This is a genomic window from Pseudonocardia acidicola (assembly GCF_012911935.1).
GTDB lineage: Bacteria > Actinomycetota > Actinomycetes > Mycobacteriales > Pseudonocardiaceae > Pseudonocardia > Pseudonocardia acidicola.
Map to the genome: position 1 here is coordinate 18,221 of NZ_JAAXLA010000035.1, position 13,109 is coordinate 31,329.

Below are 13,109 nucleotides of genomic sequence, written 5' to 3' on the forward strand. Positions count from 1 at the left end.
GAGTGAGAGTGGCATTCGCCGCATCAGACGCAGCGAGAGCCACTTTCGCTCGGCGGGCGGCGCTGGTAGGCACCGGGTATGCGGGTCGTTGCGCTGGACCACATCGTGCTCGTCACGGCCGATCCCGAGCGGCTGATCGGCTGGTACCGGGAGACGCTGGGGCTGCAGCCCCAGCGGCTGGAGGCCTGGCGCCGCGGTGAGGTGCCGTTCGCGTCGCTGCGGGTCTCCGATTCGACGATCATCGACGTGCTGTCCGGCGAGCGGACCGGTGCCAACATGGAGCACCTCGCGCTCGTCGTCGACGGCGTGGACCTCGATGCGCTCGCCGCCGAGCACGGCGTGTCCGGCCCGAAGGACCTGTTCGGTGCCCGCGGCCAGGGCCGGGGCATCTACCTGCGTGACCCCGACGGCAACGGCGTGGAGCTGCGCAGTTACGGCTGAGCCTGCCCGGTCCGTCCCGACCCCTCAGCAGAACGGGCCCGTGGCCGGCCGTCAGCCGCCGCTGCCGTACGGGCGGGTGATCACCTCGAGGATGTGCCCCTCCGGCGAGTCGAAGTACATTCCGCGGCCGCCGTCGCGGGTGTTGATCCCCTTGGTGGTTCGCTGCGGGTCGGCGTAGGTGGCGACGTTGCGCTCGGCCAGGCGCTGGTCCACCGCGTCGAACTCGTCCTCGCTGATCAGGAACGCGTAGTGCTGCGGTGTGATCCGGTCGCTGGTGGTCATGAAGTCCAGGCTCGCCCCGTGCGCCACGGTGACCACGTCGAAGGGCCCGAACCGGGTCGGTTCCGGCAGGCCCAGCACATCGGCCAGGAACCGGGCGCCGGCGCCCTGGTCGTGCGTGAAGACGATGGTGTGGTTGAACTCGACGGTCATCGCTCCCCCTAGATCGGCGGGTCGGCCAGGACCCGCGCGGACCAGAGTGCAACCTCACGCCGGGTACAGGTCAACCCCTCAGCGGATACGCCGTCGATGGTCCAGCCAGAGGGCGGCCAGGCCGAGCCCGACCAGGCTGCGCCGCAGCTTGGCCGCCCGGGCGTCGGCCCGGTCCTCCCGGCGCGAGCGACGGTGCTCGATCTGCGCGGTCTGCACGGTCAGCCCGCGGCTCACGGCGTCGTCGGCGACGCTGCGCCAGTTCCGCACGATCCCCCCGCCGAGCAGGGTCTCCAGCGCCACCGCGGCCAGCTGCTCCTCGTTGACCTCCTCGGAGAGCATCTGCTGCATGATGCGGCGCAGGTTCTGGCCCATCACGTCGGTCAGCGAGATCTGCGGCGCGAACAGCCGGACCGAGCCCTCCAGGTTGGCGTAGGACTTGCCCAGCACCGAGACCATCGGGTTGGTCGAGATGCCGCGCTTGGTCGCGAACCCCAGCGCCGAGGTGAGCACGGTGCCGAAGTCGATGTCGCCCAGCGAGCGGCCGGCCAGCTTGGGCACCAGCCTGCTCATGTCGCCGACGAACCCGGCGACATCGCCGCGCGGGGTGACCCGGCCGAGCTCGATCCACGCCCGGGCCGCACCGGAACCGTCGTTGCGCAGGATGGAGATGAGCAGCAGCAACAGCGACATGCTCATCCGCCGGTCCATCCGCCCGACCATGCCCCAGTCGATGATCGTCGCGGTGTAGTCACCGGAGCCGTCGTCGGAGAGGAAGATGTTGCCCGGGTGCGGGTCGGCGTGGAACACGCGCTCGCTGAAGTACGACTGGCACATGAAGCCGAACACGTCGTGGCCCGCGGCCAGCAGCCGCTCGGCGTCCTCCGGGCGGGGTTGCACGTCACGTACCGGGCGGCCGGCCGCCATGCTCTGCACGAGCACCCGCGGCGTCGCGGCGACGACATCGGGTATCTCGACCAGGTCGAACGTCGCGGCGACCTGCCGGGCCGCGTCCATGTTCTCGGCCTCGCGGGTGAAGTCGAGTTCGGGCTCCATGATGTCGAAGATCATGTCGAGCATGGCTTCGATGTCGATGACCTCGGTGAAGTCCGGGGTGCGCTTCCCGACCAGCCGGGCGATGCGGCGCATCAACCACATGTCGTCGCGCATCAGCGCCGCGATCCCCGGTCGCTGGACCTTCACCACGCCGGGGCGGCCGTCGTCGAGCTCGACCCGGTAGACCTGCGCCACCGACGCCGCACCCAGCGGCTTCTCGACGTCGATGCTGCGGAAGCGGCTGCGCCAGCCCGCCCCCAGCTCGGCCTCCAGCACCGGCTCCAGGTCGCTGAACGACAGCGGCGAGACCTGGTCCTGCAGATGCTCGAATTCGGCGATCATCGTGTCGGGCACCATGTCGGGCCGGGTGGCGAGCATCTGCCCGAACTTCACGTAGAACGGGCCCAGTTCCTCGAGCGCGTGCCGGATCGCGCGGGCCCGCTCGCGACCCGGGTCGGCCTCCGCGGGCCCGTTGCGACGGTTCGCCAGCGCTCGGGCCTCGCGCGCTGCGAGGCCACCGAGCACCCGGGCGACCGCCTGTGCTCGGGCCGGTGCGGCCATCGGCGGCTACGCGCCGTTCGCCGTGATGCCGCCGGCTCCCTCGGATCCACGGCCATCGCCCACGCCACCGTCGGGCACGGCCCCGCTCGCGGCCGGTGCCTCGTCGCCGCCGCCCTCGGGCTCGCCCTCCGCGGCACCGCGGTTCTCCACGGGCAGCAGGCTCCGCAGCACGTTTCCGGTGATCCGGCGGAACGCCCGCCGCGGCCGGGAGCGGTCGAGCACCGCGACCTCCAGCGCGTTCACGCCGAGGACCCGGGAGGTCTGCCCGCCGTTGCCGCCCGAGCCGGGCGCGGACACCGCCTGCAGCCCCTGCACGGCGACGGCGATCGCCTCGGCGAGCTCGAGGCCCGGCTGGTAGGTGTCGTGCAGCTTCGCGCTGATCGGCTCGGTCTGCCCGCCCATCACCACGTAGCGCGGCTCGTCGGTGATCGAACCGTCGTAGGTGATCCGGTAGAGCTGGTCGCCGTCGGACGTCTCACCGACCTCGGCGACACACAGCTCCACCTCGAACGGCTTCTGCTGCTCGACGAAGGAGTTGCCCAGGGCCTGGGCGTAGGCATTGGCCAGCCAGCGGCCGGTCACGTCGCGGCGGTCGTAGGAGTAGCCGCGCACGTCGGCGAGCCGGATGCCGCCGGTGCGCAGGTTCTCGAACTCGTTGTAGCGGCCGACCGCGGCGAAGCCGATCCGGTCGTAGATCTCGGACACCTTGTGCAGGGCGGTCGAGTGGTTCTCCGCGACGAACAGCACCCCACCTGCGTAGGTGAGCACAACGACGCTGCGCCCGCGGGCGATCCCCTTGCGGGCCAGCTCCGAGCGGTCGCGCAGGAGCTGGTCGACCGAGGAATAGAACGGCATCGTCACGGGCAGGACTCCTGGGTCGTCATCGAGGCGTCGATCGGTTCAGGTCCGGGGCGCTGCGGGAACGATACGCGGACGGGCGCCCCGAGACCCCCGCGCCGGCACCTCAGCCGCCTGGCCGCGCCGCGCGGTCGGCGAGCAGCTGCTCGGTGATCTCGGCGATCTCGTCGTCGGTGTGGCGGACCGCGCCGTCGACGCCGGTGATGCTGACGACCACCGGGAAGATCTTGCGGATGAGGTCCGGGCCGCCGGTGGCGGTGTCGTCGTCGGCGGCGTCGTACAGGGCCTCGAGGGCGGTGCGCACGGCCTTGGCCTTGTCGGCCTTCGGGTCGTGCAGCTTCTTCAGCGACGACTTCGCGAACACCGAGCCCGAGCCGACGGAGTGGTAGCCCAGCCACTCGTCGTAGCGGCCGCCGGTGGGGTCGTAGGTGACGATGCGGCCGGCCTTCTCCGGGTCCGGGGCCTCGGTGTCGTAGCCCACGAACAGCGGGACGACCACGAAGCCCTGCAGCGCGGCGCCGAGGTTCTGGCGCAGCATGCCGGCCAGCTTGTTGGCCTTGCCGTCGAACGACAGCGGCACGCCTTCGATCTTCTCGTAGTGCTCGAGGTCGACGGTGAACAGCCGCACCATCTCCAGGGCGATGCCCGCCGAGCCGGCGATGCCGACCGAGGAGTAGGAGTCGGTGATGAACACCTTCTCGATGTCGCGCTGGGCGATGACGTTGCCCGACGTGGCCCGGCGGTCACCGGCGAGGACGACGCCGTCGGCGAAGGTGAGCGCGACGATCGTGGTGCCGTGCGGGACGTCGAGGCCACCGGCCGACACCGCGCCGCCCGCGTGTCCGGCCCGCGGGACGAGCCCCTCCGGGACCCGGCCGGGCAGCAGGTGCGGTGCGGTGGCGGCAACGAAGTCGGTGAACGACGGCGAGCCGGGCGCGAAGTAGGCGCCCAGGTGGCCGGCGAAGATCCCGTTGTTGACCGGCGGCCGGGGGTCCATGGTCAGGTGGGTGCCTCTCCTCGAGCGAGCCATCGCTGCCGGGTGTGACAGCGCGAGCGGGTGTGACGGTACTGCGGGGTCCTGCGGGCGTGCTGCAGGGTTCCTGCGACCCGGCCGGTGCGCCCACCGGCCGGGTCCGCGGAGGGTGGCTACTCGCCGCCCTTCTGGACGTAGGCGCGGACGAAGTCCTCGGCGTTCTCCTCGAGGACGTCGTCGATCTCGTCGAGGATCGTGTCGACGTCCTCGCCGAGCTTCTCACGACGCTCCTGGCCGGACGCTTCCGCGCCGCTGCCGTCCTCGTCGTCTCCGCCGCCACCGCCCTGACGCTTGGTCTGTTCCTGCGACATGACGTCTCCTCCTCGCGCCTGGGTCCCGGCCGACGTGCTGATCGGGTACGCCGGACCGGGGTCCGGTACCTGAAACCCTACCTAGCCGAAACGTGACACGCCCGCCGTCCCGGGTGTGTCACTCGGCGCGTCGCCCGTCGCGGCCCGTTCAGCCCTTGGTGAGGGCCTCGACGAGCTCCTCGGCGGTGCGGGAGCTCTCCAGCAGTTCGCCGACGTGACGGCGGGTGCCGCGCAGTGGTTCCAGGGTGGGGATCCGGACCAGCGACTCGCGGCCGAGATCGAAGATCACCGAGTCCCAGGACGCCGCGGCCACCTCGGACGGGTAGCGCTCCAGGCAGCGGCCGCGGAAGTAGGCGCGGGTGTCCTCCGGCGGGCTGTGCATCGCCTCGGTCACCTGGTCCTCGGTGACCAGCCGCTTCATCGAGCCGCGGGCGACGAGCCGGTTGTACAGCCCCTTGGCCAGCCGCACGTCGGTGTACTGCAGGTCGACGAGCTGCAGCCGCCCGGAGTTCCAGGCCAGCCCGTCGCGCTCGCGGTAGCCCTCGAGCAGCCGCAGCTTGGCCGGCCAGTCCAGCCGGTCCGCGGTGCTCATCGGGTCGCGCGCGAGGTCGTCGAGGATCTCGCCCCACAGCTGCAGGACCTCGGCGGTGGCCTCGTCGACGTCGCCGCCCTGGGTGTTCTCGACGTGTTTGAGCGCCTTGTCGAAGTAGGCCCGCTGGATGTCCAGGCCGGTGAACTTGCGGCCGTCGGTCAGCTCGACGGTGGTCTTCAGCGACGGGTCGTGGCTGATCGCGTGCACCGCACGGACGGGCTCGGCGATGCGCAGCTCGTCGAACCGGACCCCGTTCTCGATCATGTCGAGGACCAGCGCCGCGGTGCCCACCTTGAGCAGCGTGGCGTACTCCGACATGTTCGCGTCGCCGATGATCACGTGCAGCCGGCGGTACTTGTCGGCGTCGGCGTGCGGCTCGTCGCGGGTGTTGATGATGCCCCGCTTGAGCGTGGTCTCCAGGCCGACCTCGACCTCGATGTAGTCGGCGCGCTGCGACAGCTGGTAGCCGGCCTCGTCGCCCGACGGGCCGATGCCCACCCGGCCGGCGCCGGTCACGACCTGCCGGGACGCGAAGAACGCGGTGAGCCCGCTGACGATCGACGGGAACGTCGTCGACCGGGCCATCAGGTAGTTCTCGTGGGAGCCGTAGCTGGCGCCCTTGCCGTCGACGTTGTTCTTGTAGAGCTGGATCCGCGGCGCGGCGGGCACGGTGGCCGCGCGCATCGCGGCCTCCTCCATGACCCGCTCCCCCGCCTTGTCCCAGATCACGACGTCGCGCGGCGTGGTGACCTCGGGGGTGGAGAACTCCGGGTGCGCGTGGTCGACGTAGAGCCGGGCGCCGTTGGTGAGGATGACGTTGGCCGCGCCCAGGTCGTCGAGCTCGGAGTCGCCCGGCGTGGACAGCGTCGGTGCGGACAGGTCGAAGCCGCGGGCGTCGCGCAGCGGCGACTCGACCTCGTAGTCCCAGCGGGCGCGCCGGGAACGGGGGATCTCGGCGGCCGCGGCGTAGGCGAGCACGACCTGGGTGGAGGTGATGACTGGGTTGGCCGTCGGGTCGCCCGGGACGGAGATCCCGTATTCGACCTCGGTGCCCATGATCCGGCGGGCGGTCAAGGCCGGACCTCAACGGGAGAGCGCATGGGGCGAGCCTAGCTGCCACATCCGTCGCAGGCCCCCGGCCGACCGGTGGGATGATCCTGAATGTGCAGGCTCGATCTCCCTCGGACGAACTCGTGGCGGTCTACGACGCCGCCGGCGCCGTCACCGGCGTCGCGGCCCGCGGGGAGGTCTACGCCCGGTCGCTGTGGCACGGCAGTGCCGGTGTGCTGCTGCGCAGCGGCGACGGGAAGCGGGTCTACGTGCACCGGCGTTCGCCGGAGAAGCTCGTGATGGCGGGCCTGCACGACTGCTGGGCGGGCGGGGTCGTCGGCCCCGGTGAGACGCCCGAGCGGACGGCGGCGCGGGAGCTGGCCGAGGAGCTCGGCGTGTCCCGCGTCCCGCTGCAGCCGCTGTTCGCGCTCGACTGGGACGAGGCGGCGCAGGTCCCGGGTGGGCCGCGCTGTCACCTGTTCGCCTTCGAGGCGCGCTGGGACGGGCCGGTGGTGCACCAGCCGTCGGAGATCGTGTGTGGCGGCTGGATGGGCCTCGGCGAGCTGCGCGCCCGGCTCGCCGACCCCGACTGGCCCTTCGTGCCCGACGGGCGGCTGCTCATCGAGCGCTGGTTCGCCGAGCGCGGCGGGCAGCCGGCGGCCACAGCGTGATGGTCCACAGCACGTCGTGGTCGGTGAGACGAAGTGGTGGAGCGGACCCGGGAGCGCCTCCAGGGCCGTCCGCAGGGCCTTCTCGCTGAGGGTCGGCAGTGGCTCGGCCTGCGCCAGGTCGGCGCGGTCGAACCCGCCCTCGGAGATCCGCACGTACATGGTCACCCCCGGCCCGCATCGCCGATCGATCCAGCGTGCGGGCAGGGGCGCGCCATGACAGGGGCGGGCGGAACTCCGCCCGGACTCAGAAGTTGATCATGTGGCCGGCGAGGCCGTGGATGGCCTCCTGCAGCGCCTCGCTCAGCGTCGGGTGCGCGTGCACGTTGCGGGCCAGCTCGGTGGCCGTCAGGTCCCACTTCTGGGCCAGGGTGAGCTCGGGCAGCAGCTCGGTGACCTCGGCCCCGATCAGGTGCCCGCCGAGCAGCTCGCCGTAGGTCTCGTCGCTGATCAGCTTGACGAAGCCGGCCGGCTCGCCGAGGCCCTGGGCCTTGCCGTTGGCCGTGAAGGGGAAGGTGGCGACCCTGACCTTCCAGCCCTTCTCGTCGGCCAGCTCCCGGGCCTGCTGCTCGGTCCAGCCGAAGCTCGCCACCTGCGGCTGACAGAACGTGGCACGCGGCATCATCGTGTAGTCGAGTTCCTGGGTCTGCGCCCCGGCGATCGTCTCCGCCGCGACGACGCCCTGTGCCTCGCCGACATGGGCCAGCATGAGCTTGGCCGTGACGTCACCGATCGCGTAGATGTGCGGCACGTTGGTCCGCATCCGGTCGTCGACGGCGATCGCGCCGCGGTCGGTGAGCTTCACGCCGGTGTTCTCCAGCCCGTAGCCCTCGACCCGGGGCTGGAACCCGATCGCCTGGATGACCTTGTCGGCCTTCAGCTCGCGGGACTCGCCGTTCTTGCCGGACACGGTCACCGTCACGACATCACCCGAGTCGTCGATGGCCTCCACCTTGGTCGAGGTCAGGACGTCGATGCCGTACTTCTTGTAGCGCTTGGCCAGTTCCTTGGAGACGTCGGCGTCCTCGAGCGGCAGCATCCGGTCGAGGAACTCGACGATGGTGACCTGCACGCCGTAGTTGCTCAGCACGTAGGCGAACTCGACGCCGATCGCGCCGGCGCCGGCGATGACGACGCTGCCGGGGAGCTCCTTGGTGAGGATCTGCTCCTCGTAGGTCACCACGCGCTCGGACAGCGAGGTGCCGGGCAGCAGCTTGGTGGTCGCGCCGGTCGCGATGATGACGTCGTCGAAGGTCAGGGTCTCGGTGCCGCCTGCGCCCAGCGCCACCTCGATCGTGTTCGCGTCCACGAACGAGCCGCGGCCGTCGAACTCGGTGATCTTGTTCTTCTTCATCAGGAAGTGCACGCCCTTGACGCGGCCGTCGGCCACCGAGCGGCTGCGGTCGAAGGCGGCACCGAAGTCGAACGACACCTCACCGGAGATGCCGAAGGTCCTGGCCTCCTTGGTGACGATGTGTGCGAGCTCCGCGTTGCGCAGGAGAGCCTTCGACGGGATGCACCCGACGTTCAGGCATACGCCGCCCCAGTACTTCTCCTCCACCACGGCGACCTTCCGGCCGAGCTGGGCCGCGCGGATCGCCGCGACGTACCCACCGGGACCGGCTCCGAGGACAACGACGTCGAAATGAGTGGGCATGCGCCTCAGCCTAGATCTCCGGGGAAGGACGTCCGGACGACCGTGCGCAGCGGCACAGACCGCGACGTGCGGAGGGAACCGAATGAGGCGGACATCACGCCGTCATCGGGCCCGCGGCGCGGTCCCGGCGCGGGAGCCGCTGCGCTTCCGGGTCGGCCCGGTGGTGGCTACCCGGACGCGGCAGGCCGCTCCTCGCCGGCCACCGGCTCGTCGCCCGCCACCGGCCACACCGGCTCGTCGGAGAGGCCGGCGACGAGGGTTTGCGCGATGTCCTGCAGCGCCGCCTGCTGCTCCGGGGTGAGCTTGTCGAACAGCGTGGACCGGACGTTCTCGACGTGCCCCGCAGCGGCGGCCTCGAGGGCCGCCAGGCCCGCCGGGGTGAGCTCGGCGAACGCGCCGCGGCGGTCGGTGGGGCAGGCCCGGCGTACCACCCAGCCCGCCTCCTCCAGCCGGGCCACGGCATGGGAGAGTCGGCTGCGCGAGGACAGCGACGAGCTGGCCAACTTGCTCATCCGCAGTGTCCGGTCGGGCGCCTCGGACAGCCGGACCAGGATCTCGTAGTACGCGAGCGGGATGCCCGCGTCCTGCTGGAGTTGGCGTTCGATGCGGTCGAACACCAGGCGATTGGCCGACAGGAAGGCCCGCCAGGTGCGCTGCTCGTCGTCGTCCAGCCATCGTGTGTGGTTCACGTCACCTCCCGGAATGATTGAGCTCTCAACACGTTACCCACTACTGTCGCACTCAACAGATGAGCGCTCAACTACATGGGAGACAGGATCACGATGACCGCAGCAGCCAGCACGCAGATCCCCGGGTACGTCGCCGGGACCTGGGACATCGACGCGGTTCACTCCGATGTCTCGTTCACTGTTCGCCACATGATGGTGAGCAAGGTACGCGGCCGGTTCGGTTCCTTCACCGGTGAGATCGTCACCGGTGAGAACTTTGCCGACTCCACGGTGACCGCGACCATCGACGCCACCTCGATCGACACGAACAACGAGCAGCGCGACGGGCACATCAAGTCCGCCGACTTCTTCGACGTGGAGAACCACCCGGAGTGGACCTTCCGCTCCACCGGCATCCGCGCCGACGGCGAGGACTTCGTGCTCGACGGCGAACTCACCATCAAGGGCGTCACCAAGCCGGTGAGGCTGAACCTGGAGGTCAACGGCTTCGGCCCGGACGCCTGGGGCGGCACCCGCGCCGGCTTCACCGCCACCACCACCATCAACCGCAACGACTTCGGCGTCGACATCGCGATGCCGCTCGACGGCGGCGGCGTGGTCGTCAGCGAGAAGGTGCAGATCACCCTCGAGATCCAGGGCGTTCTGCGCCAGGCCTGATCTCTTCCCTCCCAGCGCTCCGGCGGTGCCGGGGTCCGCGGTCACCGCGGTCCTCCCGGCACCGCCGTCGCTGTCTGCGGCCCGCGCCGGTCCTACGTGCCTCCCAACGCGGCTGCGTAGATGCCGAAGGGGCCGACCGGATCGTCCGGTCGGCCCCTTCGGGGTGATGCGGTGGCTACAGGTACTGGCCGGTGTTCGAGGCGGTGTCGATCGCCCGCCCGGACTCGGCGTTCTTGCCGGTGACCAGGGTGCGGATGTAGACGATCCGCTCCCCCTTCTTGCCCGAGATCCGCGCCCAGTCGTCGGGGTTGGTCGTGTTGGGCAGGTCCTCGTTCTCGGCGAACTCGTCGACGATCGCGTCGAGCAGGTGCTGCACGCGCAGGCCGGGCTGGCCGGTCTCGAGCACCGACTTGATCGCCGCCTTCTTCGACCGGTCGACGATGTTCTGGATCATGGCGCCGGAGTTGAAGTCCTTGAAGTACAAGGTCTCCTTGTCACCGTTGGCGTAGGTGACCTCCAGGAACCGGTTCTCCTCGGTCTCGGCGTACATCCGCTCGACGACCTGCTGGATCATCGCGTCGACGCAGGCCTTGCGGTTGCCGGCGAACTCGGCGAGATCGTCGGTGTGGATCGGCAGCGTCTCGGTCAGGTACTTCGAGAAGATGTCCTGTGCCGCCTCGGCGTCCGGCCGCTCGATCTTGATCTTCACGTCCAGCCGGCCGGGCCGCAGGATCGCGGGGTCGATCATGTCCTCGCGGTTCGAGGCGCCGATGACGATGACGTTCTCGAGACCCTCGACCCCGTCGATCTCCGACAGCAACTGCGGCACGATCGTCGTCTCGACATCGGAGGACACCCCGGACCCGCGGGTCCGGAAGATCGAGTCCATCTCGTCGAAGAACACGATGACCGGCGTGCCCTCGCTGGCCTTCTCGCGCGCCCGCTGGAAGATCAGCCGGATGTGCCGCTCGGTCTCACCGACGAACTTGTTGAGCAGCTCGGGGCCCTTGATGTTCAGGAAGAACGAGCGGGCCTCGTTCGGGTCGTCGCCGCGGACCGCGGCCACCTTCTTGGCCAGCGAGTTCGCCACCGCCTTGGCGATGAGCGTCTTGCCGCAGCCGGGCGGGCCGTAGAGCAGCACGCCCTTGGGCGGGCGCAGCTCGTACTCGCGGAAGAGCTCCGCGTGCAGGAACGGGAGCTCGACCGCGTCGCGGATCTGCTCGATCTGGCGGAACAGACCGCCGATGTCCTCGTAGGCGACGTCGGGGACCTCCTCCAGCACGAGGTCCTCGACCTCGGCCTTCGGAACGCGCTCGTAGGCGTAGCCGGCCTTGGTGTCCACCAGCAGCGAGTCGCCGGGCTTGAGCGGCACCGCGTCGGGGTTGTCCGGGCCGGGGATCAGCGGGGCGGCGAGCCACACCACCCGCTCCTCATCGGCGTGGCCGACCACGAGGGCCCGCCCGGCCAGACCGTCGGCGGTGGGGTCGGAGAGCACCTCGCGCAGACCGCAGACCTCACCGATGCGCTCGTAGTCGCCGGCCTCGACGACCGTGAGCGCCTCGTTGAGGCGCACGGTCTGCCCGCTGCGCAGATCCTCGGTCTGCACCGCCGGGGAGACAGCAACCCGCATCCGGCGGCCGGACGTGAACACGTCCACCGTCTCGTCGGGGTAGCGGGCCAGGAACACGCCATAGCCGCTCGGTGGCTGGGCGAGTCGATCGACCTCTTCGCGCAGGGCGATGAGCTGACTGCGCGCTTCCTTCAGCGTCTCGGTCAGCTTCTCGTTGCGTGCACTGAGTTGGGACAGTCGGCTGGCCGACTCGGCGAGCCGCTGCTCCAGAATACGTGCGTGCCGGGGCGACTCGGTGAGCTTTCGCCGGAGCAGAGCGACCTCTTCTTCGAGGAAGCGAATCTGAGCGGTCGCCTCTGCTGGGCTGAGATCCCCGTGTTCACCTGGGTCACGCCTGCCGGGACCGTCGTCGTAGGGGTTCACGGCATCCTCCCTCCGTGTTCCGTTTCCATACGGTACCTGCGAACGCCACCGGCGGTGGTGCGGCGAATCGGTGATCCATCACTCAGCCGGACGGCACCTTGACGCCTTACCCCTGTCTGCAATCCGTAACCAGGCCGCCACCCGGATTCGGCCGGTTGCCGTCACCGACTGGTCGGTCTGCGCTGCGGTCGCGGCGGAACGACGCCCTCGGCGAGCCTGCGCGCGGTCACCAGGAACGCGGTGTGACCTATCATGCGGTGTTCCGGACGGACGGCCAGCCCGACCACGTGCCACGGCCTGACCAGGGATTCCCACGCCTGCGGCTCGGTCCAGCACTGCTGTTCGCGCAGCGCCTCCATCAACCGGGACAGCTGCGTGGTGGTCGCCACGTAACCCACGAGCACGCCGCCCGGGATCAGCGCCTTCGCGACCGTCTCCAGCACGTCCCACGGCGCCAGCATGTCCAGGACGACCCGGTCGACCTCGCCGACGTGGGTGTTGAGATCACCGATGCGCAAGCTCCAGTTGGGTGGCACATCACCGAAGAACCGGCGCACGTTGCGATCGGCGTGCTCGGCGTGGTCCTCGCGGATCTCGTAGGAGATCACGCTGCCCTCGGGCCCCACGGCCTGCAGCAGCGAGCAGGTCAGCGCGCCCGATCCGGCACCCGCCTCCAGGACCCGCGCTCCCGGGAACACGTCGCCCCACATGAGGATCTGCGCGGCGTCCTTGGGGTAGATCACCTGCGCGCCGCGCGGCATCGACAGCACGTAGTCGGCCAGCAGCGGGCGCAGTGCGAGGTACGGGGTGCCGACCGGCGAAGTGATCACGCTGCCCTCGGGCTTGCCGATCAGGTCGTCGTGCGCCAGCCCGCCGCGGTGGGTGTGGTACTGGCCGCCGGGCTCCAGCGTGAGCGTGTACTTGCGCCCCTTGGGGTCGGTCAGCTGCACCCGGTCGCCGGGACGGAACGGGCCGCCACGGGGGGTGGTCACGTCCGTGGCGTGGTCGGCGTTGCCGGGAGGGGTGTCGGGCACGGAGCGGCACGTTATCCGGTGTGCTCGCGGCGGCTGCCGGCCGGGGACGTGACCGGGCCGGCTGCACCCGGACGGGATCG

13 protein-coding genes are annotated in these 13,109 nt (G+C 70.4%); 3 read left to right on the top strand and 10 right to left on the bottom strand.

Translation table 11 applies throughout. The features are described 5' to 3' along the window. Positions 1 to 78: 78 nt before the first annotated feature. Complete coding sequence (locus HF526_RS18835) at positions 79 to 441, top strand: VOC family protein (RefSeq protein WP_169382837.1); 363 nt, start codon at positions 79 to 81, stop codon at positions 439 to 441. 51 nt (positions 442 to 492) lie between these two features. Here HF526_RS18835 and HF526_RS18840 read toward each other — a convergent pair whose 3' ends face one another. From HF526_RS18840 to dop, 6 genes are all read right to left on the bottom strand, one after another. Beyond that, complete coding sequence (locus HF526_RS18840; protein ID WP_169382838.1) at positions 493 to 873, bottom strand: VOC family protein; 381 nt, start codon at positions 871 to 873, stop codon at positions 493 to 495. 78 nt (positions 874 to 951) lie between these two features. Then, positions 952 to 2,487: an ABC1 kinase family protein gene (locus HF526_RS18845; RefSeq protein ID WP_169382839.1), complete on the bottom strand. Its 1,536-nt coding sequence runs from the start codon at positions 2,485 to 2,487 to the stop codon at positions 952 to 954. A gap of 6 nt (positions 2,488 to 2,493) precedes the next feature. Beyond that, positions 2,494 to 3,348, bottom strand: coding sequence for a proteasome subunit alpha (gene prcA, locus HF526_RS18850; protein WP_169382840.1), 855 nt, complete (start codon positions 3,346 to 3,348; stop codon positions 2,494 to 2,496). A gap of 103 nt (positions 3,349 to 3,451) precedes the next feature. Further along, positions 3,452 to 4,342: a proteasome subunit beta gene (gene prcB / locus HF526_RS18855; RefSeq protein ID WP_169382841.1), complete on the bottom strand. Its 891-nt coding sequence runs from the start codon at positions 4,340 to 4,342 to the stop codon at positions 3,452 to 3,454. Between the two features lie 149 nt (positions 4,343 to 4,491). Beyond that, complete coding sequence (locus HF526_RS18860) at positions 4,492 to 4,689, bottom strand: ubiquitin-like protein Pup (RefSeq protein ID WP_169382842.1); 198 nt, start codon at positions 4,687 to 4,689, stop codon at positions 4,492 to 4,494. A gap of 148 nt (positions 4,690 to 4,837) precedes the next feature. Then, the gene (gene dop, locus HF526_RS18865) at positions 4,838 to 6,337 is read right to left on the bottom strand and encodes a depupylase/deamidase Dop (protein ID WP_169382883.1); all 1,500 of its coding nucleotides are present in this window, start codon (positions 6,335 to 6,337) and stop codon (positions 4,838 to 4,840) included. Positions 6,338 to 6,444: 107 nt separating this feature from the next. Here dop and HF526_RS18870 point away from each other — a divergent pair, with 107 nt between their 5' ends. Next, the gene (locus HF526_RS18870) at positions 6,445 to 7,002 is read left to right on the top strand and encodes an NUDIX domain-containing protein (protein WP_338051579.1); all 558 of its coding nucleotides are present in this window, start codon (positions 6,445 to 6,447) and stop codon (positions 7,000 to 7,002) included. 244 nt (positions 7,003 to 7,246) lie between these two features. On the opposite strand, the gene lpdA is transcribed toward HF526_RS18870, so the two are convergent. Both lpdA and HF526_RS18880 read right to left on the bottom strand, forming a co-directional pair. Next, the gene (gene lpdA, locus HF526_RS18875) at positions 7,247 to 8,656 is read right to left on the bottom strand and encodes a dihydrolipoyl dehydrogenase (protein WP_169382844.1); all 1,410 of its coding nucleotides are present in this window, start codon (positions 8,654 to 8,656) and stop codon (positions 7,247 to 7,249) included. 167 nt (positions 8,657 to 8,823) lie between these two features. Next, positions 8,824 to 9,345: a MarR family transcriptional regulator gene (locus tag HF526_RS18880; RefSeq protein WP_169382845.1), complete on the bottom strand. Its 522-nt coding sequence runs from the start codon at positions 9,343 to 9,345 to the stop codon at positions 8,824 to 8,826. A gap of 93 nt (positions 9,346 to 9,438) precedes the next feature. Here HF526_RS18880 and HF526_RS18885 point away from each other — a divergent pair, with 93 nt between their 5' ends. Continuing rightward, a complete protein-coding gene (locus HF526_RS18885) occupies positions 9,439 to 10,002 on the top strand; it encodes a YceI family protein (RefSeq protein ID WP_169382846.1) in 564 nt (187 codons plus the stop codon). A 175-nt stretch (positions 10,003 to 10,177) separates the two neighbouring features. On the opposite strand, the gene arc is transcribed toward HF526_RS18885, so the two are convergent. Continuing rightward, a complete protein-coding gene (arc, locus tag HF526_RS18890; protein ID WP_169382847.1) occupies positions 10,178 to 11,995 on the bottom strand; it encodes a proteasome ATPase in 1,818 nt (605 codons plus the stop codon). Positions 11,996 to 12,156: 161 nt separating this feature from the next. Further along, positions 12,157 to 13,029 carry a tRNA (adenine-N1)-methyltransferase gene (locus HF526_RS18895; RefSeq protein WP_420821638.1) on the bottom strand — a complete coding sequence of 291 codons (873 nt, stop codon included), beginning with the start codon at positions 13,027 to 13,029 and terminating at the stop codon, positions 12,157 to 12,159. Positions 13,030 to 13,109: the final 80 nt, after the last annotated feature.

Excerpts from the sequence above, each read along its gene's own strand:
- HF526_RS18835 (WP_169382837.1), top strand. The coding sequence starts at position 79 with ATGCGGGTCGTTGCGCTGGACCACATCGTGCTCGTCACGGCCGATCCC.
- HF526_RS18840 (WP_169382838.1), bottom strand. The coding sequence starts at position 873 with ATGACCGTCGAGTTCAACCACACCATCGTCTTCACGCACGACCAGGGC.
- HF526_RS18845 (WP_169382839.1), bottom strand. The coding sequence starts at position 2,487 with ATGGCCGCACCGGCCCGAGCACAGGCGGTCGCCCGGGTGCTCGGTGGC.
- prcB (WP_169382841.1), bottom strand. The coding sequence starts at position 4,342 with ATGGACCCCCGGCCGCCGGTCAACAACGGGATCTTCGCCGGCCACCTG.
- HF526_RS18860 (WP_169382842.1), bottom strand. The coding sequence starts at position 4,689 with ATGTCGCAGGAACAGACCAAGCGTCAGGGCGGTGGCGGCGGAGACGAC.
- dop (WP_169382883.1), bottom strand. The coding sequence starts at position 6,337 with ATGGGCACCGAGGTCGAATACGGGATCTCCGTCCCGGGCGACCCGACG.
- lpdA (WP_169382844.1), bottom strand. The coding sequence starts at position 8,656 with ATGCCCACTCATTTCGACGTCGTTGTCCTCGGAGCCGGTCCCGGTGGG.
- HF526_RS18885 (WP_169382846.1), top strand. The coding sequence starts at position 9,439 with ATGACCGCAGCAGCCAGCACGCAGATCCCCGGGTACGTCGCCGGGACC.